24 protein-coding genes and 1 riboswitch are annotated in these 25508 nt (G+C 59.8%); of the genes, 13 read left to right on the top strand and 11 right to left on the bottom strand.

All coding sequences use genetic code 11. The features are described from left to right. The first annotated feature begins 29 nt into the window (after positions 1 to 29). Positions 30 to 623 (top strand): YceI family protein, encoded by a 594-nt coding sequence (locus V5E99_RS00945; protein WP_201189992.1) that lies wholly within the window; start codon positions 30 to 32, stop codon positions 621 to 623. A gap of 172 nt (positions 624 to 795) precedes the next feature. Here the strand turns inward: V5E99_RS00945 and rhlE2 are convergent, their stop codons facing one another. The 4 genes from rhlE2 to ahcY form a co-directional block, all read right to left on the bottom strand. Then, positions 796 to 2679, bottom strand: coding sequence for an RNA helicase RhlE2 (gene rhlE2, locus V5E99_RS00940; RefSeq protein WP_499800210.1), 1884 nt, complete (start codon positions 2677 to 2679; stop codon positions 796 to 798). Positions 2680 to 2901: 222 nt separating this feature from the next. Then, on the bottom strand, positions 2902 to 3690 hold the full coding sequence (locus V5E99_RS00935) for a substrate-binding periplasmic protein (RefSeq protein WP_499800209.1): 789 nt from the start codon (positions 3688 to 3690) through the stop codon (positions 2902 to 2904). A gap of 219 nt (positions 3691 to 3909) precedes the next feature. After that, positions 3910 to 4755 (bottom strand): methylenetetrahydrofolate reductase [NAD(P)H], encoded by an 846-nt coding sequence (gene metF, locus V5E99_RS00930; protein WP_499800207.1) that lies wholly within the window; start codon positions 4753 to 4755, stop codon positions 3910 to 3912. A gap of 175 nt (positions 4756 to 4930) precedes the next feature. Beyond that, positions 4931 to 6340 (bottom strand): adenosylhomocysteinase, encoded by a 1410-nt coding sequence (gene ahcY / locus V5E99_RS00925; RefSeq protein WP_133835625.1) that lies wholly within the window; start codon positions 6338 to 6340, stop codon positions 4931 to 4933. A 23-nt stretch (positions 6341 to 6363) separates the two neighbouring features. After that, positions 6364 to 6466, bottom strand: a riboswitch (S-adenosyl-L-homocysteine riboswitch). 198 nt (positions 6467 to 6664) lie between these two features. On the opposite strand from ahcY, the gene V5E99_RS00920 reads away from it, so the two are divergent. Beyond that, positions 6665 to 7069 (top strand): acyl-CoA thioesterase, encoded by a 405-nt coding sequence (locus V5E99_RS00920; RefSeq protein WP_499800205.1) that lies wholly within the window; start codon positions 6665 to 6667, stop codon positions 7067 to 7069. Positions 7070 to 7222: 153 nt separating this feature from the next. Beyond that, a complete protein-coding gene (locus tag V5E99_RS00915; RefSeq protein ID WP_499800203.1) occupies positions 7223 to 8110 on the top strand; it encodes a formate/nitrite transporter family protein in 888 nt (295 codons plus the stop codon). Positions 8111 to 8267: 157 nt separating this feature from the next. Here V5E99_RS00915 and V5E99_RS00910 read toward each other — a convergent pair whose 3' ends face one another. Next, positions 8268 to 9437 carry an MFS transporter gene (locus V5E99_RS00910; RefSeq protein ID WP_499800202.1) on the bottom strand — a complete coding sequence of 390 codons (1170 nt, stop codon included), beginning with the start codon at positions 9435 to 9437 and terminating at the stop codon, positions 8268 to 8270. Between the two features lie 294 nt (positions 9438 to 9731). On the opposite strand from V5E99_RS00910, the gene V5E99_RS00905 reads away from it, so the two are divergent. Then, positions 9732 to 10565 carry an EamA family transporter gene (locus V5E99_RS00905; RefSeq protein ID WP_499800200.1) on the top strand — a complete coding sequence of 278 codons (834 nt, stop codon included), beginning with the start codon at positions 9732 to 9734 and terminating at the stop codon, positions 10563 to 10565. 40 nt (positions 10566 to 10605) lie between these two features. Beyond that, positions 10606 to 10989 carry an MAPEG family protein gene (locus tag V5E99_RS00900; RefSeq protein WP_499800198.1) on the top strand — a complete coding sequence of 128 codons (384 nt, stop codon included), beginning with the start codon at positions 10606 to 10608 and terminating at the stop codon, positions 10987 to 10989. Positions 10990 to 11091: 102 nt separating this feature from the next. Here the strand turns inward: V5E99_RS00900 and mltA are convergent, their stop codons facing one another. Then, positions 11092 to 12264: a murein transglycosylase A gene (gene mltA, locus V5E99_RS00895; RefSeq protein WP_499800196.1), complete on the bottom strand. Its 1173-nt coding sequence runs from the start codon at positions 12262 to 12264 to the stop codon at positions 11092 to 11094. A gap of 128 nt (positions 12265 to 12392) precedes the next feature. On the opposite strand from mltA, the gene V5E99_RS00890 reads away from it, so the two are divergent. Continuing rightward, a complete protein-coding gene (locus tag V5E99_RS00890; protein ID WP_499800194.1) occupies positions 12393 to 12842 on the top strand; it encodes a c-type cytochrome in 450 nt (149 codons plus the stop codon). A 98-nt stretch (positions 12843 to 12940) separates the two neighbouring features. Here V5E99_RS00890 and V5E99_RS00885 read toward each other — a convergent pair whose 3' ends face one another. The 4 genes from V5E99_RS00885 to V5E99_RS00870 form a co-directional block, all read right to left on the bottom strand. Continuing rightward, the gene (locus V5E99_RS00885) at positions 12941 to 13336 is read right to left on the bottom strand and encodes a DUF1090 domain-containing protein (RefSeq protein ID WP_499800192.1); all 396 of its coding nucleotides are present in this window, start codon (positions 13334 to 13336) and stop codon (positions 12941 to 12943) included. Between the two features lie 99 nt (positions 13337 to 13435). Then, positions 13436 to 15109, bottom strand: a complete 1674-nt coding sequence (gene ligB, locus V5E99_RS00880) for an NAD-dependent DNA ligase LigB (RefSeq protein ID WP_499800190.1) — start codon at positions 15107 to 15109, stop codon at positions 13436 to 13438. 250 nt (positions 15110 to 15359) lie between these two features. Continuing rightward, positions 15360 to 16550 (bottom strand): methionine adenosyltransferase, encoded by a 1191-nt coding sequence (gene metK / locus V5E99_RS00875; protein ID WP_123404278.1) that lies wholly within the window; start codon positions 16548 to 16550, stop codon positions 15360 to 15362. Between the two features lie 18 nt (positions 16551 to 16568). After that, entirely contained in the window at positions 16569 to 17552 is a 984-nt protein-coding gene (locus V5E99_RS00870; RefSeq protein ID WP_499800187.1) for an ArsR/SmtB family transcription factor, read from the bottom strand. Positions 17553 to 17825: 273 nt separating this feature from the next. Between V5E99_RS00870 and tkt the strand changes: the two genes are divergently transcribed. The 7 genes from tkt to V5E99_RS00835 all read left to right on the top strand — a co-directional run bounded on the left by tkt (position 17826) and on the right by V5E99_RS00835 (position 24919). Next, positions 17826 to 19823, top strand: a complete 1998-nt coding sequence (gene tkt / locus V5E99_RS00865) for a transketolase (RefSeq protein WP_499800186.1) — start codon at positions 17826 to 17828, stop codon at positions 19821 to 19823. 192 nt (positions 19824 to 20015) lie between these two features. Then, positions 20016 to 21080: an erythrose-4-phosphate dehydrogenase gene (gene epd, locus V5E99_RS00860; RefSeq protein WP_499800185.1), complete on the top strand. Its 1065-nt coding sequence runs from the start codon at positions 20016 to 20018 to the stop codon at positions 21078 to 21080. Between the two features lie 17 nt (positions 21081 to 21097). After that, positions 21098 to 22261: a phosphoglycerate kinase gene (locus V5E99_RS00855; protein WP_499800183.1), complete on the top strand. Its 1164-nt coding sequence runs from the start codon at positions 21098 to 21100 to the stop codon at positions 22259 to 22261. Positions 22262 to 22295: 34 nt separating this feature from the next. Further along, the gene (locus V5E99_RS00850; protein ID WP_499800181.1) at positions 22296 to 22517 is read left to right on the top strand and encodes a hypothetical protein; all 222 of its coding nucleotides are present in this window, start codon (positions 22296 to 22298) and stop codon (positions 22515 to 22517) included. Positions 22518 to 22573: 56 nt separating this feature from the next. Continuing rightward, complete coding sequence (locus V5E99_RS00845; protein ID WP_499800180.1) at positions 22574 to 22912, top strand: MliC family protein; 339 nt, start codon at positions 22574 to 22576, stop codon at positions 22910 to 22912. 251 nt (positions 22913 to 23163) lie between these two features. After that, positions 23164 to 24228: a class II fructose-bisphosphate aldolase gene (gene fba / locus V5E99_RS00840; RefSeq protein ID WP_008151974.1), complete on the top strand. Its 1065-nt coding sequence runs from the start codon at positions 23164 to 23166 to the stop codon at positions 24226 to 24228. Positions 24229 to 24496: 268 nt separating this feature from the next. Beyond that, entirely contained in the window at positions 24497 to 24919 is a 423-nt protein-coding gene (locus V5E99_RS00835; protein ID WP_499800179.1) for a hypothetical protein, read from the top strand. 123 nt (positions 24920 to 25042) lie between these two features. Here the strand turns inward: V5E99_RS00835 and V5E99_RS00830 are convergent, their stop codons facing one another. Then, positions 25043 to 25327 (bottom strand): hypothetical protein, encoded by a 285-nt coding sequence (locus V5E99_RS00830; RefSeq protein ID WP_499800177.1) that lies wholly within the window; start codon positions 25325 to 25327, stop codon positions 25043 to 25045. Positions 25328 to 25508: the final 181 nt, after the last annotated feature.

The raw sequence follows: 25508 nt of genomic DNA, 5'->3' as shown, positions 1-25508 counted from the left end.
TTCCACTTAGCCCCCAAGGAATACAAAACATGTTGAAGAAGACTCTCGCCGCTCTGGCAATCGGTTCTGCTCTGTTGTCCGCTAACGTAATGGCCGCTGATTACACCGTCGACAAACAAGGTCAACACGCCTTTGTCGATTTCAAGATCAGCCACTTGGGTTACAGCTACATCACCGGTACTTTCAAGGACATCGACGGCAAGTTCAGCTTTGATGCTGCCAAGCCTGAAGACAGCAAGATCGAGTTCAACGTAAACACCGCCAGTGTTTTCACCAATAACGCCGAACGCGACAAGCACATCTCCAGCAAAGACTTCCTGGAAGTGGACAAATTCGCCAAGGCCACGTTTGTCTCCACCAGCGTTAAAACCACCGGCAAAAACGCTGATGGCAAAGTCACTGCTGACGTAGCCGGTGACCTGACTATCCACGGCGTAACCAAGCCAATCGTGGTTAAAGCCACCTTCCTGGGTGAAGGCAAAGACCCATGGGGCGGCTACCGTGCCGGCTTCGAAGGCACCACCAGCATCAAGCGTTCTGATTTCGGCAAGATGATGGACCTGGGTCCACAGTCCGACGCTGTTGATCTGTACATCACGTTTGAAGGTGTTAAAGCGAAGTAATGCTGAGACCGTAGGAGCTGCCGAAGGCTGCGATCTTTTAAGATCAAAAGATCAAAAGATCAAAAGATCAAAAGATCGCAGGCTTCGCCAGCTCCTACAAAAGCAGTTCGCCGCGCACACAAAAATGCCCCGGATCTCGCGATCCGGGGCATTTTTTGTCTACTTCAAAAACTCAGCGATTGCGGGTCAGCAACGCTGGTTTCTCGCCGCGCGGACGACCTGGCAGTTGATCCAGTTGCTCAGGAGTCGGGAACCGATCGGTCTTCGACTCTTTATGGATGATCTTCGGTGCCGGGCCACGCGGGTTCTGCACGGCCGGTTCCGAACGAGGCTGGTCGTCACGGGCCGGGCGGCGGTTGCGGGACTCTTCGCGACGGGCCTGACCGTCACGTGGAGCACCGTTGCGTGGGCCGCTGCGCTTGGCGGGCGGGGTGCCGGTGGTGGCGCCGTCGCTGCTGCGCGGGCCGCTTTGGCGACCCTGAGGCTTGCCGCCGCCGCCAGTGCGCGGAGCACCTGCGCCCGCTGCCGCGCCTTGTGCCGGAGCACCCGGACGACGACCACGGCCCTGGGCCGGTTTGGCCTGAGGTACGTAATCAACGCGGTTACCGAAGTTATCCACGTCGTCGTCCAGGAACTCGTCCGGGGCACGATCAGCAGCGGCAGTGCGTGGAGCCGGACGCTGTTGCTCGCGAGCCGGAGTGCCTTCACGTGGCTTGTGTTCACGGGCCGGGCGATCGCCACGAGCCGTAGCAGCAGGTTTTTCCTTGCCGCCCTTGTCCTTGCCTTTGTCTTTACGACCGCCGCCACCGCCAGTGCCGTTCGGGCCGTCGCCGCGCGGGCCACGTGGGTTGCGCGGGTTACGCACATCCGGACGCTCGCGAACTTCAGGCTTTTCAGCTTCTACAGCGCTGGAGTCGAAGCCCATCAGGTTGCCGTCGGCAATCTTCTGCTTGGTCATGCGCTCGATGCTTTTCAGCAGTTTTTCTTCGTCCGGAGCGACCAGCGAAATCGCCTCGCCCGAACGACCCGCACGGCCGGTACGGCCGATACGGTGCACGTAGTCTTCATCGACGTTCGGCAGTTCGAAGTTGACCACGTGGGGCAACTGGTCGATGTCGAGGCCGCGCGCGGCGATGTCGGTCGCGACCAGGATACGCACTTCACCGGCCTTGAAGTCGGCCAGGGCTTTGGTGCGGGCGTTCTGGCTCTTGTTACCGTGGATCGCCACAGCGCTGAGGCCATGTTTATCCAGGTACTCGGCCAAACGGTTGGCGCCGTGCTTGGTGCGGGTGAACACCAGCACCTGTTCCCAGGCGCCAGCGGTAATCAAATGCGCCAGCAGCGAACGCTTGTGGTTGGCAGGCAGGCGGAATACGCGCTGTTCGATACGCTCGACCGTGGTGTTCGGCGGCGTGACTTCGATGCGCTCCGGGTTGTGCAGCAGCTTGCCGGCGAGGTCGGTGATGTCTTTGGAGAACGTCGCCGAGAACAGCAGGTTCTGACGTTTGCTCGGCAGGCGGGCGAGGACCTTTTTCACGTCATGGACAAAGCCCATGTCGAGCATGCGGTCGGCTTCGTCCAGCACGAGGATTTCCACGTGGGACAAATCGACGCTGCCTTGGCCGGCGAGGTCGAGCAGGCGGCCAGGGCAGGCCACCAGCACGTCAACACCACGGGACATGGCCTGAACCTGCGGGTTCATGCCGACGCCGCCGAAGATGCAGGCGCTGACGAACTTCAGGTCACGGGCATAGACCTTGAAGCTCTCGTGTACTTGAGCCGCGAGTTCGCGGGTAGGGGTCAGGACCAGCACGCGTGGTTGGCGCGGGCCGTGACGCTGGGATTTGTCCGGGTGACCGTTGGGGAACAACCGCTCCAGAATCGGAAGGGCGAAGCCGCCGGTTTTACCAGTACCTGTCTGTGCCGCAACCATCAGGTCGCGACCTTGCAACACGGCGGGAATGGCCCGCTGTTGCACCGGAGTAGGCTCGGTATAGCCCGCTGCCTCGATGGCGCGGACTAAAGCCTCGGAGAGACCGAGGGAAGCAAAGGACATGAGTAATCCTGTTTTAGTTAGGGCTTGGCCCAATGGGAGTCTTGCCTGGCGCGAATGGCGTTTAAGAGGACGCAATCCCGTCCGGTCCTGCTGGGGCTTGAAAGCTCGTCTGGAGCGCTCGCGCGGGCTGAAGAGCTGCGCTGTAGCGGGGTCGAGATGCCTTGAACAAGTCCGAGCGTCCGGGCGTGAGCCTGGCGGGAAGGCCGGAGTATAACAGAGCAATCACTGCGCGCCGCTTTCCTGCTGCTCAACGGTTTTTACACCGCTGACGGTGGCGGTTGTCGCTTGTGTCATCGGGCCTGGGTCGGCGCCGTAACGGGCGCTCAGTTCAGCATAGGCGGGCTCGCGCTTGAAACGCTTGAGTTCGGCGCCGAAGCGCTGCACCAGCAAATCCATGCCGGCATTGCGCCGAACCGCCAGGAACTGGCTCTGATGGCTGATGACTGTGGGGTTTTCGGTGATTTGATTGCGGATGTCCAGTTCATCCAGCAAATGCTGGCCGACCCGGCGATCAGTGATCAGCAGGTCGATGCGCCCGCGTACCAGTTTGCCGAAGTTGGCTTCGTGGGTCGGTGCGGGCTCGCGGGTGAACAGCGTCGAGCCGCTGAAGTCTTCGCTGTAGAGATAGCCCGGCGAGGTGCCGATGGTCAGGCCTTTCAGATCGTCGAGGGTGCGGAACGGGTGTGGTCGGTCGTTGGCGTAGAACATCACGAACTCGACTTCCGAGAGTGGTTCGCTGGGGTAGAGCAGGGTGGCGTCGCGTTCAGCACTGTGAAATATATCCAGCGCGCCGTCGGCCTGGCCGGTTTCGAGCATCGACAGGCAGCGCTTCCACGGCAGGAACTGCCATTCCACCTCGATCCCCAGGCGTTTGAACACGATAGCGGTGGTTTCGTAGTCCAGCCCCAGGGATTTACCGTTTTCCTCGTACACGTACGGCGCCCACGGTTCCGTGACAATGCGCAATTTCTCGCCCCGAGCGGCGAAGCTCAGGCAAGTGAAAAGAAGCACGGTAAGGAGCTGCGTGATCAAAGGCATGGCTTGAGATTACGACGAGAAACCGTAAAGAGCCAGAAACTGGCGGCAGAAGCTCTAACTCAGTAGGTTGCTGCGCAATAAAAGAGCGTTAAAAGCAAAAGATCGCAGCCTTCGGCAGCTCCTACGTTGGTTTGTGTACACCCTGTAGGAGCTGCCGGAGGCTGCGATCTTTTGATCTTGCTTTAACGCTTTTTAACGCGGCAACTTCAGGTTATTCCACACCGCCAGACTCGGCTCAGCCTGGTTCAACGTATAGAAGTGCAACCCTGGCGCGCCACCTTGCAGCAGGCGTTCGCACATCTCGGTGATGACTTGCTCACCAAAGCCTTGAATGCTCTGGGTGTCGTCGCCGTAGGCTTCCAGTTGCTTGCGAATCCAGCGCGGGATTTCCGCACCGCAGGCATCGGAGAAGCGCGCGAGTTTGCTGTAGTTGGTGATCGGCATGATCCCCGGCACGATCGGGATGTTCACACCCGCCGCCCGTACACGCTCGACGAAGTAGAAATAGCTGTCGGCGTTGAAGAAGTACTGGGTGATCGCACTGTCGGCGCCAGCATTGGCCTTGCGCACGAAGTTGGCGATATCGTCTTCGAAATTGCGCGCTTGCGGATGCATTTCCGGGTAAGCGGCGACTTCGATGTGGAAATGATCGCCAGTCTCTTCACGAATGAATTCAACCAGGTCGTTGGCGTGGCGTAGTTCACCGCTGGCCATGCCCATGCCCGAAGGCAGGTCGCCGCGCAGGGCAACGATACGGGTGATGCCGGCGGCCTTGTATTGCGTCAGCAGGCCGCGCAGGTCGTCCTTGCTGTCGCCCACGCAAGACAGATGCGGTGCGGCCGGGACTTTGACTTCGCTTTCGAGCTGCAACACGGTGTTGATGGTGCGATCACGGGTCGAACCGCCAGCGCCATAGGTGCAGGAAAAGAAATCGGGGTTGTAAGTCGCCAGTTGACGGGCAGTGGCGAGCAGTTTTTCATGCCCAGCATCGGTCTTCGTAGGGAAGAACTCGAAGCTGTAGCGACGGTCTTGGGACATGGTCATATCCTTGGAAACTCGTAAGCCGGACGCTGTACCCCTGTAGGAGCTGCCGCAGGCTGCGATCTTTTAAGATCAAAAGATCGCAGCCTGCGGCAGCTCCTACAAAAAGCGGTCAAGCAGCGCCAGTCAGGCAGCGCGGTGCGCCAGGCACACCGCGTCGACGCTCAGCCAATCAGTAGCGGTAAGCGTGTGGCTTGAACGGGCCTTCGACGGTCACGCCGATGTAGTCGGCCTGGGTCTTGGTCAGTTGAGTCACAACGCCGCCGAAACCGCGGACCATTTCCAGGGCCACTTCTTCGTCGAGTTTCTTCGGCAGTACTTCAACGGTCAGGCGCTCGGCTTTCTGGGCTGGCGACAGGTCGGCGTACTTTTGGCCGAACAGGAAGATCTGCGCCAGTACCTGGTTGGCGAACGAACCGTCCATGATGCGGCTTGGGTGACCGGTGGCGTTACCCAGGTTAACCAGACGACCTTCGGCCAGCAGGATCAGGTAGTCGTCGTTCTGGGCATCGAATGCGCCAGGACCGGTACGGTGGATCTTGTGAACCTGTGGCTTCACTTCTTCCCATGCCCAGTTCTTGCGCATGAAAGCGGTGTCGATTTCGTTGTCGAAGTGGCCGATGTTGCAGACAACAGCGCGCTTCTTCAGGGCTTTGAGCATGTTCGAGTCGCAAACATTGACGTTGCCGGTGGTGGTCACGATCAGGTCGATCTTGCCCAGCAATGCTTTGTCGATGCTCGCTTCGGTGCCGTTGTTGATGCCGTCGATGAACGGCGAAACCAGCTCGTAGCCGTCCATGCAGGCTTGCATGGCGCAGATCGGGTCGACTTCGGAAACTTTAACGATCATGCCTTCCTGACGCAGGGACTGAGCGGAGCCCTTGCCCACGTCACCGTAACCGATGACCAGCGCTTGCTTGCCGGACAGCAGGTGGTCGGTACCGCGCTTGATCGCATCGTTCAGGCTGTGACGGCAGCCGTACTTGTTGTCGTTCTTGCTCTTGGTCACCGAGTCGTTGACGTTGATGGCCGGGATTTTCAGCTCGCCCTTGGCCAGCATGTCCAGCAGGCGGTGAACGCCAGTGGTGGTTTCTTCGGTGACGCCGTGGACGCGGTCCAGGATCGCCGGGTATTTCTTGTGCAGCAGCTCGGTCAGGTCGCCGCCGTCGTCGAGGATCATGTTGGCATCCCAAGGCGCGCCATCTTTCAGGATGGTTTGCTCAAGGCACCATTCGTACTCTTCTTCGGTTTCGCCTTTCCAGGCATAAACCGCGATGCCGGCAGCAGCGATAGCCGCAGCGGCCTGGTCTTGAGTCGAGAAAATGTTGCAGGACGACCAGCGCACTTCGGCGCCCAGGGCAACCAGGGTTTCGATCAGCACGGCAGTCTGGATGGTCATGTGGATGCAGCCGAGAATCTTCGCGCCTTTGAGCGGCTGCTCACCGGCGTACTTGCGGCGCAGACCCATCAGGGCTGGCATTTCGGATTCGGCGATGATGGTTTCGCGACGACCCCAGGCAGCCAGGGACATGTCGGCGACTTTGTAATCGGTAAAATCTGCAGGCGTGATAACAGCGCTCATGAAGAGCCTCCATTCGTAATGTATGCGAATGGGCGCCGTTGTGCGTTTAGTGTCTGGTCGATGACGACCGGGCAACGCCCCATCCGAGCCTGACAGGTCGAACCTGCTGCAGCGCCCCTCGGACAGGTGGCGGGAAAACGGTATCAGTGCAAAGTTACCGTTTTGAAACGGTGGCGATTATAGCCGTGTAAGCGATACTTCCAAAGCGTTTCTATCGGTCAATGTCTGAACGGTAATCGAGTCCATAGTCGATGCCTGATAGAGCTCCAGGTCGGGCTCTGCCATGATGGCGCCCATCATTCGGCCAGACGCTCAGGAGTGAACATGAATTTCCACACCCGCAAATGGGTAAAACCCGAAGACCTCAACCCCAACGGCACGCTGTTCGGCGGTAGCCTGTTGCGCTGGATCGACGAAGAAGCGGCGATCTACGCCATCGTCCAGTTGGGCAACCAGCGCGTGGTCACCAAGTACATTTCCGAAATCAACTTCGTCAGCGCCTCGCGCCAGGGCGACATCATCGAACTGGGCATTACCGCCACCGAGTTCGGCCGCACCTCGATCACCCTGACCTGCGAAGTGCGCAACAAGATCACCCGCAAAAGCATCCTCACCGTAGAGAAGATGGTCTTCGTGAACCTGGGTGAAGACGGCTTGCCCGCACCCCACGGCCGCACCGAAATCCTCTACGTCAAAGACCAGTTCAAGGACGACGCCGCCAGCGAGTAATGCGAGCCCCGTAGGAGCTGCCGCAGGCTGCGATCTTTTGATCTTGTTTTCAGAAGCAAAATCAAAAGATCGCAGCCTTCGGCAGCTCCTACAGAACGGAATCCGAACCCCGCGTGTCGTACCTACATGACACGCCACCGGTTGCGGAGCTCCATGGACACTCAAAAAGACGGCAAGACCCCGAACCTCTCGGCTGAAGAACAGCACGAAGCCGACCGCAACCAGCCACCCCGTGCGGCGGTGTTGCACGAAATCATTCGCACCCAGGGCGATCAAGAGTTGGAGCGCAGCGTCGCCGCGCTCTGGTGGTCAGCCCTTGCGGCCGGCCTGACCATGGGTCTGTCACTGATGGCGATGGGGCTGCTCAACTCCCGACTGCCCGACGGCGAGGGCTTCAAGGTCATCGCCAGCTTCGGCTATTGCGCCGGTTTCCTCGCGGTGATTCTGGCGCGCCAGCAACTGTTCACCGAAAACACCCTGACGGCCGTGCTGCCGATCATGACCAAACCCACACTGAGCAATTTCGGCCGGCTGATCCGGCTGTGGGGCGTGGTGCTGTTCGGCAATCTGTGCGGCACCTTGCTGGTGGCCTACGTGATGTTGCACCTGCCGATTTTCGACACCAAGACCGACATGGCCTTCCTCGATATCGGGCGTAAGATCATGGAGAACGACGCCGGCCAGATGTTCGCCAAAGGCATCATCTCCGGCTGGATGATTGCCACCATGGTCTGGATGATCCCGTCCATGGAAAGCGCCAAGATGTGGATCATCATCCTCATCACCTACCTGATGGCGCTGGGGGATTTCACCCACATCGTCGTCGGTTCGGCCGAGGTGTCGTACCTGGTGTTTGCCGGCGAGTTGCCGTGGAAGGATTTCTGGCTGGTGTTCGCCGGGCCGACGCTGGCGGGCAACATCATTGGCGGCAGCTTTATCTTCGCGTTGATCAGCCATGCGCAAGTGCGCAGTGAAAGCAGCACGCCGAATAAGGCCAAGGATCAGACCGAGGCGCCTGGCCGGCAGAAGATCGACAAGTGATCAGTGATGCTCAGCGTCGAGGCCGTTGAACCGTGTGTACTTCTTCGCGGGCAAGCCTCGCTCCTACAGGTTATGTGTGTCGCCAATGCGCGGCACACCCCGATCCCGCAGGAGCAAGGCTTGCCCGCGAAAGCAATGTCATGGCCGAAGCAGTTGTTCATCCAGAAACGTTGACCGCCGCCGCACCGCGACGCTGCAGGTAGATGTAGAACAGCGCCGTCAGCACCGTCAAGCCACTGACCAGCGCCCCGGTCCATGGCAAGTCCGCGAGGTCCGCGCCACTGGCCACCACCAGCCCGCCAATCCACGCCCCGGCGGCGTTGCCGAGATTGAACGCGCTCTGGTTCAACGTCGAACCGAGGTTCGGCGCTTCGTGCGCCTGATCAATGATCAACAGTTGCAGAATCGGGCACAGGGCAAACGCAAAAATCCCCCACAACACCAACGTAATCGCCGCCGGAATCGCCGAGTGGCTGGTCTGGCTGAACGCCGCCAACACCACTGCAACAGCCAGTGCCATGCCCACCAGCGAAGGCAGCAAGCGACTGTCCGCCAATCGACCACCGAGCATGCTCCCCGCCGTCAAACCGACGCCGAACAACAGCAACATAATGGTCACGCCGTGGGGGCTGACGCCGGTGATGTCTTGCAGGATCGGTGCAATGTACGTGAACACGCTGAACAAACTGGTGGACGCCAGCACGCTCATGCCCAGGGCCAGCAGCACATTGATCTTGCCCAACACTTTGAACTCGCTGGCCAGGTTGGCCTTGTCCATGGCGATCTCTTTCGGCAGCCACAGCCATTGAGCGATGGCCGCGATCACGCCGATCACCGACACCGCCCAGAACGTCGAACGCCATCCGGCGTATTGCCCCAGCGCCGTGCCCAATGGCACGCCGAGCACATTGGCCAGGGTCAGGCCGGTGAACATCATGGCAATCGCCTGGGCCCGTTTGTTCGGTGCCACCAGGCCGGCCGCCACCACCGAACCGATGCCGAAGAACGCGCCGTGGCACAACGCGGTGACCACGCGCGCGGCCATCAGCGTCGCGTAGTTCGGCGCCAGCGCGCAGAGGATGTTGCCGAGGATGAACATCAGCGTCATGCCCAGCAGCGTGGCTTTGCGCGGCATGTTGGCGGTGGCGATCGCCAGGATCGGCGCGCCGAACACCACGCCCAGGGCGTAGCCGGTAATCAGCAGACCGGCGTGGGGAATGCTCACCGCGAGGTCGCGGGCGACATCGGGCAGCAAGCCCATGATGACGAATTCAGTGGTGCCGATGCCGAACGCGGCAACAGCGAGGGCAAGCAAGGCGAGTGGCATGCGCAAGGTCTCTGTCGGTAGTCTTGACGCTGTGATCAGGCATACGCAGGCCATCGGCCATTCTCAGAGAGAGCGGGCGGGGGCGGAAATTATTGGAATTAGTCTGTGCGCAACTGAGTGCGGCGTGGTCGCTTGCAGTATAAACAGCTGCGGAAATATGGCGAATCAATTCTCCCCACGTTCCCCGTAGGAGCTGCCGAAGGCTGCGATCTTCTGACCTTGAAAATCAACATCAAAAGATCGCAGCCTTCGGCAGCTCCTACGGGGGGCGTGGGGACAAAAAAGGAGTGGACGGTGCTGGCGACGGCGTTGGTATTGGTGGCGGCGCTGTTGCACGCGGCGTGGAACACCCTGATCAAATTCAGCGCCGAGCGGCTGCTGGTGGTGGCGTGCATGGACAGCGTGGCGATGCTGTTTGTCGCGGTGATGCTGGCGTTCGTGAACCTGCCGCCGATGGAGATCTGGCCGTGGATTCTGGCTTCGGCGGCGTTTGAATTGCTCTATCGCTATCTGTTGATTCAGGCCTATCGGGTCGGCGACCTGGGGCTGGTCTATCCGCTGATGCGCGGGTTGTCGCCGTTGGTGGTGCTGGCGCTGACGTTGCTCTTTGCCGGGGAAGTGCTGACGAATCAGCAGATCTTCGGCATTTTGCTGATCCCGTTCGGCATGCTGTGCCTGCTCTGGCAGGGCGGTGGCGGGGCGCGACTGCCGTGGTCGATGCTGCCGGTGGTAGCGCTGATCGGCCTGTGCATCGGCTGCTACACCTTCATCGATGGCCAGGCGTTGCGGCGCTGGTCCCATCCGCTGGACTACCTCGTCTGGGTCACGCTACTCAGCGCCTGGCCATTCCCGTTGCTGGCGCTGGTGCGCAAGCGGCCGGCGTTCATGCTGTTCTGGCGTGAGCAGTGGCGACTGGGGCTGGCGGTCGGGTTCTGCGTGTTGTTCAGCTACGCTTTGGTGCTATGGGCGATGCAACTGGGCTCGATTGCCGAAGCGGCGGCGCTGCGTGAGATCAGTGTGATTCTGGTGGTGCTGTTCGGCATGCGCTACTTGAAAGAACCTTTCGGCCGGCCACGGCTCTTAGCCTGTGGGCTGGTGCTAATTGGCATACTGGTGATGAAGTTTTGACTGGCCGCCGAATTTCTAAAACTGAAGAAGGGATTGTTTTATGACGGTTGCTCTGTGGTGCGTATTGATCGCGATTTTCCTGCCTTATGTCTGCACGGCCGTCGCAAAGGCCAGTGGCGGGTTCCGACTGAGTGACAACCATGATCCTCGGGACTTTCTTGAGTCGCTGAATGGTGTGGCCAGGCGTGCGCATGCGGCGCAGTTGAACAGTTTTGAAGTGATGCCGGCGTTTGCGATTGCGGTGATCGTGGCGCATCTGGTGGGGACGGCGCAGTTGGTGACGGTCAACGTGCTGGCGGTGCTGTTTATCACCAGTCGGTTGCTCTACATCATTTGCTACCTGGCGGACTGGGCGATCTTGCGGTCGCTGGTGTGGTTTGTGGGGATGGGGTTGATTGCCAGTTTCTTTTTTGTGTCGGTTTGATTGGAGTGAGATCAAAAGATCGCAGCCTTCGGCAGCTCCTACAGGGGGATCGTTGTGAACACGGTCCATGTAGGAGCTGGCGAAGCCTGCGATCTTTTGACTTTAAGGTTTGTCAGCCACCTGCGGCACTGTCGGCAACGCCGCGCCTTTAGGCCACAACATCCAGATTTGCCCCTGCTGTTTCATGTCCCCGGCCAGTTGCCCGGCCGCCTCGCCAGTGCCCCAGAACAGATCCGCGCGAACCTCGCCGGCAATCGCGCCGCCGGTATCTTGTGCGGCCACCGGGCGAACCAATGTGCTGCCATCGGGTTTAGTGGTCGATAACCACAACAGGCTGCCCAGCGGAATCACTTTGCGATCCACCGCCGCGCTATAACCGGCGGTCAGCGGCACGTTCAGCGAACCACGGGGCCCTTCGTTGCTGTCCGGGTTGCGGGTGAAGAACACGTAGCTCGGGTTGCTGCCCAGCAGTTCCGGGATGCGCGTCGGGTTCGCTTTTGCCCAGGTGCTGATGGCACCCATGGTCACGTCTTCTTTCTTCAGCTCACCTTGATCCACCAGCCAGCGGCCGATCGGTCGATACGGGTGGCCGTTCTGGTCGGCATAGGCGATGCGCAGTTGACGACCGTCGTCGAGCTGGATGCGGCCCGAACCCTGGATTTGCAGGAACTGCAGGTTCATCGGATCGGTCAGCCAGGCAACGACCGGTGCCTTGACCCCTTTGGTCTCGATGGTGGCGGCGTCGTCATAGGGCTTGAGCACACGACCTTCGAGGCGACCGCGCAGGCGTTTGCCCTTGAGCTCCGGGTAGATGCTGTCCAGGGACACAATGATCATGTCGTCCGGCACGCCGTACACCGGGATGTTCGCCACGGTGGTCTGGGTCAGGCTGCCGGGGTACACCGGTTCGTAATAGCCGGTGATCAAGCCGTTGGGATTGTTATTGGCGGCGCGCAGGCCGTAGACATCGAGGTTCTGCTTGAGGAAGCCGCGAATGTCGCTGGCGGTTTGCGGCACCGTGGCGGATGCCGCGCAGGTCGAGCCCCAGACCGGGTCAGCCTTGAGTCGGGTGCAGGCGCTGCGCCAGGAACCGAAACCGGCCACCAGGTCAGTGTCGGACACGCTCGGCAATGCTTCCCAAGTGGCGCTGGTGTACGTGGCCAGGGCATGGGTTTTCGGTGTTTTGTTTTCGCCGCCGGTGCAGCCTGCGAGCACGGCCACCATCGGAAGGGTCCAGGCCAGGCGCGGGCGCCAAGCCTTGAAACGGCTGTTCATGGAGTAATTCCTTGGACGGTTGCCGGAGTGCTCCATGCGCTCAAACAACCCTTATTGATAATAGGGCTATTGGTCTTTAACGATGACGCGAGGATACTGGCCGCCGTTCCCCGTGACCTGAAGCCACCATGACTCTTAAAAGACTTTCTGTTGTATTGCTGGCCTGCCTGACGTTGTCCGCCTGCGGCGGTGTTGACCCGAACTCGCCACTGGGTCAGCGCAAGGCGATCTTCAAGCAAATGCTCAAGACCGGCGAAGACCTGGGCGGCATGTTGCGCGGACGCATTCCGTTCGACGGCCCGAAATTCGTCGAGGGCGCGGTGAAACTCGATTCGCTGTCCCATGAGCCGTGGAAACATTTCCCGCAGGTGCGCGAAGAAGATCACACCAGCGCCAAGGACGATGTGTGGAAGCAGCAGGCACGCTTCCAGGAAATGGCCCGCAACCTTGAAGCCGCCACCGGTGAATTGGTGACCGCCAGCCAGGTTCAGCCGTACAAGGCCAGCAACCTCGGGCCGGCGGTGCAGAAAGTCGAAGATGCGTGCAGTGCGTGCCATAAACAGTTTCGGGATCATTGATTTCTAAAAGATCGCAGCCTTCGGCAGCTCCTACCGAGTGATGTGTACACCTGTAGGCGCTACCGAAGGCTGCGATCTTTGGATCTTCAAAACAATTTTTACTTATCCAGCTCGTCGAGCGCTTCCTGCAATTGCTTGCGGGACTCGGCGAGTTTGTCTTTGCGTTTGTTGATCTTCTCGGCATCGCCTTTGCTCATGGCCTTGTCGAGGTCGGCCTGGCGTTTGCTGACTTCATGCTTGGCGTCGAGCACCTTGTTTTCCCGTTCCTTCTTTAAGGAAGCGTCGGTGCAGTGAGCGGTGACCTCGCTCAGTGCGGTCTCAAGACCTGCCTGCTGATCGGCGTTGCCGTGGGATTTGGCCAGTTCGATCTGGTTGATGATGCCCTGCTTCTTGGCCGCGCAACCGGTCAGTTCCGGAGTGTCCTCGGCAGCCATCAGTGGGGCAGCCAGCACGCTGCAAAGGGTCAACAGGGCGAGCGGTGCAAGAAATTTCATAAAAGCTCCGTGCGAAAAGGCAATCGGGTCGATGTGGCAATGGGCTGTTTGAGCGCCACGCCACCGTTGGGTTCCCGGGCTGACAGGCATTATCGGCCACTAAAAGCCCTCAATCCCGGCAGCACGTAATGTTTCACTCAAGGCCAGGGCCTGCGGGTCGCGGAAAAACGCGCTCAATTGCGCTGCGCGTCCCGGGCCGATGCCGGCTTCGGCCTGCCATTGTTCGTGTGTGCGTTGTGCCAGTGCCTGCCATGAGTCGGCGAGGCTTGCCTGGCCCGTCGGCGGCAAGCCCAGGGCTTTGAGCCAGCGCGCAAACGGACGTTGCCGGGCGATTTCAAAACTGTTTAAAAGACGAGCGCTGCTGCGCTCGCCGAAGCCGGCAATGTTAGCAAGCTCTTGGGCATCAAGGGTCAACCAATCCAGCAGGCTGTTGAGACGGCCTGTTTCGAGAAGTTTCTCCCAAGTGCCTGGACCGACATTAGGCAGGGCCAGTCCTTGCTTGCCACTGAGCCAAGTCAGGCGGGCAAGGAATTGCCCCTCGCAGCCTGGGATTGGCTGCCAGCAACTCAAGTGATGAAAGTCTGCGGCCAAAGGCGCGTTCACTTCCGGGCGCTCAGTGCTGCGCAGCACTACGCTATCGAGCCTGGGAATGGTCAGGCCCGCGAGGCTGATGGCGACCTGATCACCGGGTCGAATGTCCATCTGCTCCCAGCGTCGCAGGGAACTGACACTGACACGTTTGATTTGCCGATCATCGAGCTGCACCGGCGAGAGCTCCAGCACCGGCGTGATTCGACCGGTTCGACCGATCTTGAAATTGACCTTGCGCACTTCGGCCAGCGCCTGGGCAAAGGGGTATTTCCAGGCGACGCTCCAGTAAGGCGGCCGGGCCTGCCAGCGCTCGGCGGGCGGGCGCTGATTCTGGCGCAGGACAACCCCGTCGCTGGCGAAGGGCAGGGGCGAGCGATACCAGTGATCGCGCCAGTGCTGGGCCTCGGCGAATGAGTTGACCGGGTGACTGTAAGCCTGAGTGATCGCAACCCCCAGCTTATCCAGGGCCGCCGTCCGCTCCGGCAGGCTTGCCGGACCTTGAGGCCAGTCCCAGACAAACAAACCGATCCCGGCCGCTTGCTCGGCCGTCAGCGACTTGCGCCCCATCAACCCGGCCACGGTCGCGCGAGCATTAAGGCTGCCGGCCTGGGCTTGAACGTGATCGGGCAGGCGCCAATAGAGTTCGCCTTGCAGCAGCATGTCCAGGGGTTGCTTCAGTTGTCGGGGGATGGCCGCGATCTGACGTGCCGAGGCGGTCCAGTCCTGGCCACTTATTCCGTCGCCGCGACTGATCGCTTGATGTAACTGGCCGTTGCGGTAAATCAGTGACACGGCCACGCCATCGACCTTGGGTTGAATCCAGATGTCCTGGCGCTCGCGCAACCAGTTTTCGACGGCGCGCTCGTTGTGGAGTTTTTCCAGGCCGGTGTGGACGATCGGGTGGGGGATTTTGCCGCTCGCCGTTCGCAAGGGTTCGGCGGAGGGGCCGAGGTTGAAGCAACGGCGCCATTGCGTCAGTCGGGCGCGGGACTGGTCATAGAGTTCGTCCGCGATCAGTGAGCGGCCATCGCGATGGTAGCTGTTGTCCCAAAGGTCGATTTGTTGTTGCAGGGTGGTGATTTCGGTCTGCGCGCGAGTGGGGGGCCAGTCGGGGCAGTCGCTGGCACTGGCGGTCAGGGATGTCAGGAGAAGGGCGAAAAACAGGCGCAGGTTGGCGGGCATCGAGAGCGTCCTTGCTCAATGGAATGCTTGAAGGCTAGTTCGGATTCTGGCGGTAGGGCGGGTGGCTATTTTTCAATGTGTGTCGACGAGCCCTGTAGGAGCAAGGCTTGCCCGCGATAAAGGCGCCGCGGTATGTCTGGTGCCGCGCGTGAAGGCCATCGCGGGCAAGCCTTGCTCCTACAGGGGGGATTGCAATAAAAAAGCCCCGCACGGAGAACCGTGCAGGGCTTTGAGTACCGCCATGGAAGTCTTACAGGCCGGCAGCCAGACGCAGGTCGTCGGCGCGGTCGGTTTTTTCCCAGGTGAATGTGGTGAAGGTGTCTTCGCCCACAGTCTTGGTCTGCGGGGTGCGACCGAAGTGGCCGTACGCAGCGGTTTCCTGGTACATCGGGTGCAGCAGGTCGAGCATGGTGGTGATGGCGTATGGACGCAGGTCGAACACTTCGCGAACCAGTTTGACGATTTTGTCGTCGCTGATTTTGCCGGTGCCGAAGGTGTTCAACGAGATCGAAGTCGGTTGAGCCACACCGATCGCGTAGGAAACCTGGATCTCGCAACGCTCGGCCAGGCCGGCTGCGACGATGTTCTTGGCCACGTAACGACCAGCGTAGGCGGCCGAACGGTCAACCTTCGATGGATCTTTACCGGAGAACGCGCCGCCGCCGTGGCGAGCCATGCCGCCGTAGCTGTCGACGATGATCTTGCGACCGGTCAGGCCGCAGTCACCCACCGGGCCACCGATGATGAACTGGCCAGTCGGGTTGATGTGGAACTGGGTGTCCTTGGACAGCAATTCGGCAGGCAGTACGTGCTTGACGATCAGCTCCATCACGCCTTCGCGCAGGTCTTTGTACGACACTTCCGGGTTGTGCTGGGTCGACAGCACAACGGCGTCGATACCGACAACCTTGCCGCCTTCGTAACGGCAAGTCACTTGCGACTTGGCGTCCGGGCGCAGCCAAGGCAGCAGGCCGGATTTACGGGCCTCGGCTTGCCTTTGCACAAGTTGGTGCGAGAACGTGATCGGTGCTGGCATCAGCACGTCGGTTTCGTTGCTGGCGTAGCCGAACATCAGGCCCTGGTCGCCGGCGCCCTGATCTTCAGGCTTGGCACGGTCAACACCCTGGTTGATGTCTGGGGATTGCTTGCCGATGATGTTCATCACGCCGCAGGTCGCGCCGTCGAAGCCGACGTCGGAGCTGTTGTAGCCGATATCGAGAATCACGTTACGGACGATGTCTTCCAGGTCGACCCAGGCCGACGTGGTGACTTCACCTGCGATGATGGCTACGCCGGTTTTGACCATGGTTTCGCACGCAACGCGGGCGAACTTGTCTTCAGCAATGATGGCGTCCAGCACCGCATCGGAAATCTGGTCGGCGATTTTGTCCGGATGCCCTTCAGACACGGACTCGGAGGTGAAGAGGGAGTATTCGCTCATCTCGATGTTTTCCTGAATTTACCGATGGTGAGTGTCGCCAGCCGGTCGCTGAAAATGGCGGACCTGGATCTGGAAACCATTGCGTAAGCCTACATAGAGGCTTTCCCCGGGAACGAGTCCCGCAGCGGTGGCCCAACGGGCCAAATCGTCCTGTTCAAACCCCAACCACAGATCACCGCAGGCCTCCCTGGCCCAACTCTGGTTGTGGCTACATAACTCTGTCACTAACAGGCTACCGCCTGGTTGCAGCAAACCGGCCATGTGCTTGAGCGCATCGGCCGGTGCGGCGAAATGGTGCAGCACCATGTTCAATACAACGCAATCGGCGGTAAGGCTCACACCGTTCAGTGCATCGGCCAATTGCAGGCTGACATTAGTCAGCGCGTCACGAACGCAAACCTGGCGCGCCAGTTCGAGCATCGCCGCGCTGTTGTCCAGCGCCGTCACCTGAGTGAAGCGGCGTGCCAGTTCCGGCAGAAAACCGCCGTCGCCGGGGCCGACTTCAATCGCCGTGGCGCCTTCACTGAAGCTCAGCTTGTCGAGCAGTGCCACCACGCTTTCGCGGTACTGCGGCAGGCCGGCGATCAAGTCTTGCTGGGCGCGAAATTTCTCCGCGACCCGTGAGAAAAAGTCCTGGCTGGCCGCCGCCCGTTGCCCGTGAACCTGGGCGATCCGCGACTGCACATCGGCCGGCAGGGTCAGGTTGTCCACTTCTTCGAGCAAGGCAGCGTGGAGCTTGCCGCCCAGTAATTCGGTGTGGGGCAGGGCGCGACGGTAAAAAATCGCATTGCCTTCGCGGCGCGTCGCCACCAGGTCGGCCTGGGCCAGGACCTTGAGGTGGTGACTCATGCCCGACTGACCCATGCCAAAAATCTGCGCCAGTTCCAGCACGCCGAACGAGTCGTTGGCCAGCGCGCGCAATACATTCAAGCGCAGAGGATCGCCGCCGGCCTTGCACAGGGCCGCCAGCTCATCGCAATCGTCATGTTGAATGGAAGGCACGCGTAGATTCATAGGGCCAGCAGTCTAGTGACGGTCAGAAAACCCCGCAAGGGCAATATCAAAAAGTTTTGATATTGCTCGATAGATGGCACTTCTCGACGTTAGGTTTAGTCAACAAACCAACTGCGGAAAGGTTTCACCCGTCGATTACGCTGTTATGCATGGGAAAAACGCCTCCAGATGACTATCTGTCATTGCCCCGGGGCGGGTGGGTGAGGGAAAATGCTCGCCTTTTTTCCGATTCGTTTTATTCAATCCCCCAGGAGATCAGCGATGCCAAGCCGTCGTGAGCGTGCCAACGCCATTCGTGCCCTCAGCATGGATGCCGTGCAAAAAGCCAACAGCGGCCATCCCGGTGCCCCTATGGGTATGGCGGATATCGCCGAAGTACTTTGGCGTGACTACCTCAAGCACAACCCGAGCAATCCATCGTTCGCTGACCGTGACCGCTTCGTGCTGTCCAACGGCCACGGCTCGATGTTGATCTACTCGCTGCTGCACCTGACCGGCTACGACCTGTCGATCGATGACCTGAAAAACTTCCGCCAACTGCACAGCCGCACCCCGGGCCACCCGGAATTCGGCTACACCCCGGGCGTGGAAACCACCACCGGTCCACTGGGCCAAGGCCTGGCCAACGCCGTGGGTTTCGCCCTGGCGGAAAAAGTCCTGGCGGCGCAGTTCAACCGTCCCGGGCACAACATCGTTGACCACCACACCTACGTGTTCCTGGGTGATGGCTGCATGATGGAAGGCATTTCCCACGAAGTCGGCTCCCTGGCCGGCACCCTGGGCCTGGGCAAACTGATCGCGTTCTACGACGACAACGGCATCTCCATCGACGGCGAAGTCGAAGGCTGGTTCACCGATGACACGCCGAAGCGTTTCGAAGCCTACAACTGGCAGGTGATCCGCAACGTTGACGGTCACGACCCGGAAGAAATCAAAACGGCGATCGAAACCGCGCGCAAAAGCGAGCTGCCGACCCTGATCTGCTGCAAGACCACCATCGGTTTCGGTTCGCCGAACAAGCAAGGTAAAGAAGACTGCCACGGCGCCCCACTGGGTGACGCGGAAATCGCCCTGACCCGCAAGGCGCTGAACTGGAATTACGGCCCGTTCGAAATCCCGGCCGACATCTATGCCGAGTGGGATGCCAAGGAAAAAGGTCGCGCTGCCGAAGCCGAGTGGGATCAGCGTTTCGCTGCTTACTCCGCTGCGTTCCCGACCGAAGCCAACGAGCTGATCCGTCGTCTGAGCGGCGAGCTGCCAGCCGACTTCGCTGAACAAGCCTCGGCTTACATCGCTGAAGTCGCGGCCAAAGGCGAAACCATCGCCAGCCGTAAAGCCAGCCAGAACGCCTTGAATGCCTACGGCCCGCTGTTGCCGGAACTGCTGGGCGGCTCGGCTGACCTGGCCGGTTCCAACCTGACCCTGTGGAAAGGTTGCAAAGGTGTGTCGGCGGAAGACGCCAGCGGCAACTACATGTACTACGGCGTTCGCGAATTCGGCATGAGCGCGATCATGAACGGCGTGTCCCTGCACGGCGGCCTGGTGCCTTACGGCGCGACGTTCCTGATGTTCATGGAATATGCGCGCAACGCGGTACGCATGGCGTCGCTGATGAAGAAGCGTGTGGTGTTCGTCTACACCCACGACTCCATCGGCCTGGGCGAAGACGGCCCGACGCACCAGCCAATCGAGCAACTGACCAGCCTGCGCAGCACGCCAAATCTCGACACCTGGCGTCCAGCCGATGCCGTTGAGTCGGCGGTTTGCTGGAAACTGGCCATCGAGCGCAAGGACGGCCCTTCGGCGCTGATCTTCTCGCGTCAGAACCTGCAGCACCAAACCCGTGATGCCGGCCAGATCGCCGACATCGCCCGTGGCGGTTACGTGTTGAAGGACTGCGAAGGCGAGCCTGAGCTGATCCTGATCTCCACCGGTTCGGAAGTGGGCCTGACTGTTCAGGCGTACGACAAGCTGACCGAGCAAGGTCGCAAGGTTCGCGTCGTTTCGATGCCGTGCACCAGCGTGTTCGATGCCCAGGACGCCGGTTACAAGCAAGCCGTCCTGCCGTTGCAAGTCAGCGCCCGAATCGCCATCGAAGCCGCGCACGCGGACTACTGGTACAAATACGTGGGCCTGGAAGGCCGCGTGATCGGCATGACCACTTACGGCGAGTCGGCGCCTGCGCCAGCCTTGTTCGAAGAGTTCGGCTTCACCCTGGAAAACATCCTGGGCCAGGCTGAAGAGCTGCTGGAAGACTAAAAGTGCGAATGCGGTGGCCGAGTGTCACCGCAATCCCCCTGTAGGAGCTGCCGAGAGAAACGAGGCTGCGATCTTTTGATCTTGTTTTTTTAGATCAGGATCAAAAGATCGCAGCCTCGTTTCACTCGGCAGCTCCTACAACGGGGTGTTGTACGTAAGAAATTCGTCTGGCTGCGCATTATCGAGAACCCCATGCCTCAACCGCGTCCTTACAAAGTTGCACTCAACGGCTACGGCCGGATTGGTCGTTGCGTCTTGCGTGCGTTGTTTGAGCGAGGCGAGAAGGCCGGGTTTGAAATTGTCGCGATCAACGATCTGGCGGACATGGCCAGCATCGAATACCTGACACGCTTCGACTCCACTCACGGGCGTTTCCCCGGCGAAGTGCGGGTTGAGGGCGATTGTCTGCATATTAATGGCGACTGCGTGAAGGTCCTGCGCAGTGCCACCCCCGAAGGCATCGATTGGGCGTCGCTTGGCGTCGATCTGGTGCTGGAGTGCTCCGGCGCTTACCACACCCGCGCCGATGGCCAGCGGTTTCTCGACGCCGGCGCCCCGCGTGTGCTGTTTTCCCAGCCGATGGCCAGCGAGGCGGATGTCGACGCCACCATCGTCTACGGCGTGAACCAGGATTGCCTGACCGGCGACGAACTGCTGGTGTCCAACGCGTCCTGCACCACCAACTGCGGCGTGCCGCTGTTGCGTCTGCTGGACCAGGCCATTGGTCTGGAATACGTGTCGATCACCACCATTCACTCGGCGATGAACGACCAGCCCGTGATCGACGCCTATCATCACGAAGACCTGCGCCGCACCCGTTCGGCGTTCCAGTCGGTGATCCCGGTGTCCACTGGTCTGGCGCGGGGCATCGAACGCCTGCTGCCGGAACTTGCCGGGCGAATTCAGGCCAAAGCCGTACGGGTGCCGACGGTGAACGTCTCGTGCCTCGATATCACGATGCAAACCGTGAGCGACACCGACGCCACCGAGGTCAACCGGATTTTGCGCGAGGCCGCCAGCAGCGGCCCGCTCAAAGGCCTCCTGGCCTACACCGAGCTTCCCCACGCAAGCTGTGATTTTAATCACGATCCCCATTCGGCCATCGTCGATGCCAGTCAGACCCGCGTTTCCGGCCCACGGCTGGTGAACATCCTGGCCTGGTTCGACAACGAATGGGGGTTTGCCAACCGAATGCTGGACGTTGCAGAACACTATCTGCAAATAGCTGCTCCACTTTCTGTCACTAAAAAACAGTAACTCAGGAATTGCGACCCATGACCGTGTTGAAGATGACCGACCTCGATCTGCAAGGTAAGCGCGTACTGATCCGCGAAGACCTCAACGTCCCAGTCAAGGACGGTGTTGTCACCAGCGATGCGCGAATCCTGGCTTCGCTGCCGACCATCAAGCTGGCCCTGGAAAAAGGCGCGGCCGTGATGGTCTGCTCGCACCTTGGCCGTCCGACCGAAGGCGAATTCTCGGCCGAGAACAGCCTCAAGCCTGTGGCTGACTACCTGAGCAAGGCCCTGGGCCGCGAAGTGCCGCTGGTCTCCGATTACCTGGGCGGCGTTGACGTGAAGGCCGGCGACATCGTGCTGTTCGAAAACGTGCGCTTCAACAAAGGCGAGAAAAAGAACGCTGACGAACTGGCCCAGCAATACGCCGCCCTGTGCGATGTGTTCGTGATGGACGCCTTCGGCACCGCTCACCGTGCCGAGGGTTCGACCCACGGCGTGGCCAAGTTCGCCAAAGTCGCCGCTGCTGGCCCGTTGCTGGCCGCTGAACTGGATGCACTGGGCAAAGCCCTCGGCGCCCCGGCCCAGCCAATGGCCGCCATCGTGGCCGGCTCCAAGGTCTCGACCAAACTCGACGTGCTCAACAGCCTGAGCCAGATCTGCAACCAGTTGATCGTCGGCGGCGGCATTGCCAACACCTTCCTGGCCGCTGCCGGTCACCCGGTGGGCAAGTCGCTGTACGAACCTGATTTGCTGGACACCGCCCGCGCTATCGCCGCCAAAGTTAGCGTGCCGCTGCCAGTAGACGTGGTGGTTGCCAAGGAATTCGCTGAAAGCGCCACCGCGACCGTCAAGCTGATCGCTGACGTGGCGGCCGACGACATGATCCTGGACATCGGCCCGCAGACCGCCGCGAATTTCGCCGAGCTGCTGAAGTCGTCCAAGACCATCCTGTGGAACGGCCCGGTGGGCGTGTTCGAATTCGACCAGTTCGGCAACGGCACCAAAGTCCTGGCCCAGGCCATCGCCGAAAGCTCGGCGTTCTCGATTGCTGGCGGTGGCGACACCCTGGCGGCCATCGATAAATATGGCGTAGCGGATCAGATCTCCTACATTTCTACCGGCGGTGGCGCGTTCCTGGAATTCGTCGAAGGCAAAGTGTTGCCAGCCGTTGAAGTCCTGGAAAGCCGGGCCAAGGCCTGAGGCCATCCCAATGACCAGGCAAAGGAGTGTTTACATGGTCAGGACGCTAGCGCTGTTGATGGTCGCCGGTTCACTGGTGGCGTGCGGGAGTAACCCGAAAGCCGCGCCGGAACCGGCGCCCTCGGCCACGGAAAAAGGCTGCTACCAGGCCGATTGGCAGGCCGAAACCAACCCGGTGCTCAACAAGCGTTCCGGGCCGGACGGCCTGGACAAATACGAGACACAGACCCCCGCCAAGGAACGTGGTTGCCCTTGACGGGTCTGACTCATTACTCAAGTCCGGCGGCGTGCGCCGTCGGTCGAGGAACACGGATGAAAGGTTTTATCGCCATCATGGCGTTGGCGCTGCTGGCAGGTTGCTCGAGTTTGAACATGAACCTGTTCAACGCGTCGGCCCCTGGGGACAACTGGACCACCTGGACCTGCGACAGTCAGGCCAAAGTGCTCTGGCGCTACACCGACGACAGCCGCAAGGAAGTCGACGTGCGCCTCGGCGGGGCCGATCAGGTCTTCCGCTTGAAGCTTGAACCGGGCGCCGAAGGTTCGCTGTACAGCAATGACATGCTGGCGTTTCACGTAAAAGGTGAGGAAGGCCTGGTGTACTGGGTCGCCACCAATGATTTGATCGGCCGCGGTTGTAAAGCGCAGTAATTGATGGACCGCGCCAAACCCGTAGGAGCGAAGCTTGCTCGCGAAGAGGCCAGCACATTCAACACATGTGTTGGCGGTTAAACCGCTTTCGCGAGCAAGCTTCGCTCCTACAGGGAATCGATGGCTCGTAGAGATTTTGCAACACCGAATGAGCGGACCGGACCGACCCCCGATCTGCAATAACTTGAATAGCCGCCGCCGCTACGGCAGGCTGGCACGATTAACGACCCAAACCGGGAGAGACACACACAATGGCACTTATCAGCATGCGCCAGATGTTGGACCACGCAGCCGAGTTCGGCTATGGCGTTCCAGCCTTCAACGTCAACAACCTTGAGCAGATGCGCGCCATCATGGAAGCCGCTGACAAGACTGACTCCCCGGTGATCGTCCAGGCTTCGGCCGGTGCCCGCAAATACGCCGGCGCCCCGTTCCTGCGTCACCTGATCCTGGCGGCCATCGAAGAATTCCCGCACATCCCGGTGTGCATGCACCAGGACCACGGCACCAGCCCTGACGTCTGCCAGCGTTCCATCCAACTGGGCTTCAGCTCGGTGATGATGGACGGTTCCCTGGGCGAAGACGGCAAGACCCCGACCGACTACGACTACAACATCCGCGTGACCCAACAAACCGTGGCCATGGCTCACGCCTGCGGCGTTTCGGTAGAAGGCGAGCTGGGTTGCCTGGGTTCGCTGGAAACCGGCATGGCCGGTGAAGAAGACGGCATCGGCGCCGAAGGCGTTCTGGATCACAGCCAAATGCTGACCGACCCGGAAGAAGCCGCTGACTTCGTCAAACGCACCCAGGTCGATGCCCTGGCCATCGCCATCGGCACCAGCCACGGCGCCTACAAGTTCACCAAGCCACCCACCGGCGACGTGCTGGCGATCGACCGCATCAAAGAAATCCACAAACGCATCCCGAACACCCACCTGGTGATGCACGGTTCGTCTTCCGTGCCACAAGACTGGCTGGCGATCATCAACCAGTACGGCGGCGACATCAAAGAAACCTATGGCGTGCCGGTTGAAGAAATCGTCGAAGGCATCAAGCACGGCGTGCGCAAGGTCAACATCGACACCGACCTGCGCCTGGCGTCCACCGGCGCAATGCGTCGCCTGATGGCCACCAACCCGAGCGAATTCGACCCGCGTAAATTCTTCGGCGCGACCGTGACTGCGATGCGTGACGTGTGTATCGCTCGTTACGAAGCGTTCGGCACTGCCGGCAATGCTTCGAAGATCAAGCCGATCTCGCTGGAAGGGATGTATCAGCGTTATTTGAAAGGTGAGTTGAACGCTAAGGTTAACTAAGCCTCGCGTTAAACAGTGTTGATAAAAGACCCGCCGAGAGGCGGGTTTTTTGTGGGTGGGGTTTTTTGCGCCGTTCAGTTAATTCTCTGCGGATCAACCGGTATATGACGGATTTTTTAAGGATTGGTTATCGCGAAAAAGTATTAAGCCCTGTTATTTCTTACAGGTGTGCTGCCGCTCCTTGGTACTTATGATTTGGTTTGTAGAGGGGCGGTAATTAAAGTCGCGCCATGAAATCCAACGATTAACTATGAACCGAGAGGTGGCTATGAAAACCATCAAGGCAGCGAAGTTTCCAGATCGTCCTTTGCTGGAGGGGGCTGTAACAGCGACGGTGCACGGCACGCAGGGTCAAAGCTTTCAGTTTGAAACGGAATTCATCCATGGTAATTACGGGCACTATAACGATCTTATTTATGTGAATACGTATGGCAAAAATAATGCAGGGCATCTTTTGTTTTTTATTCCGGTGAGCTTCACCATTGGCGATAAAGAGCTGGGAGGTACTGACATTGTTGTGGCTGATACGCGCCTGGGACGTTGGTTTCCACAGAGAGGCAAACTATTTCTGGAAAGTGTCGTGCATAGCGACTATCGCGGAAGATTCGAGATGTACAGAGATGCGACTGATGAAGAGGATGTCGATTATATAAAAGAGGGGCGGTTTTTATTTAAGTTTGCGTCTGCTTAGTGGCAAGTATCCAGCGGTCTGGGTGGTTGTAAAGTCGCAGGTTAGTGCGCGTTTATTTATTAAAACGCGAAAAGAAACCCGTCGAGAGACGGGTTTTTTTACGACTAAATCGGGTCGCTGATTTTACGGTGCGTCAAACCCACGTTGTTCAATCACTCGAAAGACATCGCTCACATCCTGGAGCAGGACCCGGGCGATGTTGGTGACGGTGTTGATGTCGTTCTCGGCGTAGTCCGGCAGGCTGGTGCAGGCCATGAGGTTGAGGTATTTGAGGACGGCGTTGAGGCGTTCGCTGACGCAGTTGTGCAATTCACGGATTGGCGCGTCGCTGTCGATGAGCAGGACGGGGTAGTCGGTGGCGAATTGGGACATGGGGGTGAAGCGGCGTGGCGGATGCTGTTCTGTCATGGGAAATCCTTAACTCAAGAAAGAATTCACCACCGTTTGCTGCGAAACAAATTGGGTGGCAACTGTGCGCGGGTTCGCAGACCGAGGAGTTAAGACCCGGCAGACCCGAAGGTCTCCCACGCACAGCCGCCATATAAAAGCCGAACATAGGCAGACGTCGCCTATGTCGGATTCTGACGGT

This window comes from Janthinobacterium sp. LPB2021202312-11-4, from assembly GCF_037049705.1.
Classification (GTDB): domain Bacteria; phylum Pseudomonadota; class Gammaproteobacteria; order Pseudomonadales; family Pseudomonadaceae; genus Aquipseudomonas.
This window is presented reverse-complemented; position numbering and strand designations above follow the sequence as displayed.

Coding starts and splice junctions, on each gene's coding strand:
- tkt (WP_499800186.1), top strand. CDS start 17,826: ATGCCAAGCCGTCGTGAGCGTGCCAACGCCATTCGTGCCCTCAGCATG.
- V5E99_RS00900 (WP_499800198.1), top strand. CDS start 10,606: ATGACGGTTGCTCTGTGGTGCGTATTGATCGCGATTTTCCTGCCTTAT.
- mltA (WP_499800196.1), bottom strand. CDS start 12,264: ATGAACAGCCGTTTCAAGGCTTGGCGCCCGCGCCTGGCCTGGACCCTT.
- V5E99_RS00855 (WP_499800183.1), top strand. CDS start 21,098: ATGACCGTGTTGAAGATGACCGACCTCGATCTGCAAGGTAAGCGCGTA.
- V5E99_RS00910 (WP_499800202.1), bottom strand. CDS start 9,437: ATGCCACTCGCCTTGCTTGCCCTCGCTGTTGCCGCGTTCGGCATCGGC.
- V5E99_RS00890 (WP_499800194.1), top strand. CDS start 12,393: ATGACTCTTAAAAGACTTTCTGTTGTATTGCTGGCCTGCCTGACGTTG.
- fba (WP_008151974.1), top strand. CDS start 23,164: ATGGCACTTATCAGCATGCGCCAGATGTTGGACCACGCAGCCGAGTTC.
- V5E99_RS00945 (WP_201189992.1), top strand. CDS start 30: ATGTTGAAGAAGACTCTCGCCGCTCTGGCAATCGGTTCTGCTCTGTTG.
- V5E99_RS00835 (WP_499800179.1), top strand. CDS start 24,497: ATGAAAACCATCAAGGCAGCGAAGTTTCCAGATCGTCCTTTGCTGGAG.
- V5E99_RS00915 (WP_499800203.1), top strand. CDS start 7,223: ATGGACACTCAAAAAGACGGCAAGACCCCGAACCTCTCGGCTGAAGAA.
- rhlE2 (WP_499800210.1), bottom strand. CDS start 2,679: ATGTCCTTTGCTTCCCTCGGTCTCTCCGAGGCTTTAGTCCGCGCCATC.
- metK (WP_123404278.1), bottom strand. CDS start 16,550: ATGAGCGAATACTCCCTCTTCACCTCCGAGTCCGTGTCTGAAGGGCAT.
- ligB (WP_499800190.1), bottom strand. CDS start 15,109: ATGCCCGCCAACCTGCGCCTGTTTTTCGCCCTTCTCCTGACATCCCTG.
- epd (WP_499800185.1), top strand. CDS start 20,016: ATGCCTCAACCGCGTCCTTACAAAGTTGCACTCAACGGCTACGGCCGG.
- V5E99_RS00845 (WP_499800180.1), top strand. CDS start 22,574: ATGAAAGGTTTTATCGCCATCATGGCGTTGGCGCTGCTGGCAGGTTGC.
- V5E99_RS00885 (WP_499800192.1), bottom strand. CDS start 13,336: ATGAAATTTCTTGCACCGCTCGCCCTGTTGACCCTTTGCAGCGTGCTG.
- ahcY (WP_133835625.1), bottom strand. CDS start 6,340: ATGAGCGCTGTTATCACGCCTGCAGATTTTACCGATTACAAAGTCGCC.
- V5E99_RS00920 (WP_499800205.1), top strand. CDS start 6,665: ATGAATTTCCACACCCGCAAATGGGTAAAACCCGAAGACCTCAACCCC.
- metF (WP_499800207.1), bottom strand. CDS start 4,755: ATGTCCCAAGACCGTCGCTACAGCTTCGAGTTCTTCCCTACGAAGACC.
- V5E99_RS00850 (WP_499800181.1), top strand. CDS start 22,296: ATGGTCAGGACGCTAGCGCTGTTGATGGTCGCCGGTTCACTGGTGGCG.
- V5E99_RS00830 (WP_499800177.1), bottom strand. CDS start 25,327: ATGACAGAACAGCATCCGCCACGCCGCTTCACCCCCATGTCCCAATTC.